1 protein-coding gene is annotated in these 1005 nt (G+C 67.8%); it reads right to left on the bottom strand.

What is annotated here, in order from left to right; translation table 11 throughout:
* Positions 1 to 805, bottom strand: an 805-nt coding sequence (locus U4E84_RS18890) for a carotenoid oxygenase family protein (RefSeq protein WP_322533577.1), incomplete at its 3' end; no start/stop codon positions are given.
* Positions 806 to 1005 lie beyond the last annotated feature (200 nt).

Below are 1005 nucleotides of genomic sequence, written 5' to 3'. Positions count from 1 at the left end.
CGACGATCCGAGTCCCCCGGTCGGGCTCCCAGTCGAACTGTTCAATGAACGCCGACTGTCGACCGGGCTTGAGAAACCGGCGTGGGTCCAGCCGAAGCGGGAACTCGGTTAGGACGACGTAGCGTAGCGTCAGCGCGAAGCTGTGCATGTACGCCGGCTTCTCCGTCGGAACGGTGGCGACGTGGTGGCGGTCCCCGTTCGGCGTCCACGCGGTTACGTGGTAGCAGCTGGTCCGCCCGAACTCCGTGTCGACCGTCAACAGCGTGCCGGTCACGGGATCGCGCTTGAAGTGCGCACACGAGAGCTGCCCGCTGGGGGCGTCGCCGTCGCGCTCGACACGCCCCGTCGTGGCGAGCGTGCTCGGGTCGAACGGGACGCCTCGGGGCGACTCGGTGAGCGCGACGTACCGGTCGCCGATTCGCTCAACGATGATGTTCGTGTTGTCGTACGGCGCCGTCAGGAACCCGGCCAGCCGCGAGCGGAGCGTGGTCTCGCCGGTCGCGAAACCGCCTTCGAACTCGCCGGCTCGTGCGGCTTCGTAGGCGTCCGTCCGGAGGAACCGGTTCCGATAGTGAACCGCGTCGCCGTCGGTTCGTCCCGCCCGCCCGCCGGGATCGAAGGTGAATCGGTACAGCAACGCCAGACCGTCGAACCAGGGATCCACTGCGCTCCCGTCCGGGAACGAGAACGCCCCCGGTCCGTTTCGAATGAGGCTGCCCCGAAGCCAGGCCGGCAGATCGCCGGTGACGGGGAGCGACGCTGCGGTCTCTTCGCGGAGCGAGTGAAACCCGGCGTGTGCGTCCATGTACCGAGGTTGGTGTGAACTGAGTTAACTGCTGGCAGTGGACTTCGCGGATCGCCGCGTGGACGCGGCTTCGACACGGCGTGAAACGGGTGGGAACACCGGAGTCCGCGGTCCGTGACGCGCTTCGGCAAACGTGCGGAACAGCGGGCGCGCATCGTTCACCGGAGCGACTCCCGAGGCTGTCTCGCCCGGCAAAACTG

Origin of the sequence: Halorubrum sp. AD140, assembly GCF_034497445.1 — an archaeon.
Taxonomy (GTDB): domain Archaea; phylum Halobacteriota; class Halobacteria; order Halobacteriales; family Haloferacaceae; genus Halorubrum.
Note: the sequence above shows the minus strand (reverse complement) of the source record. Positions and strands in the feature narration are given on the sequence as shown.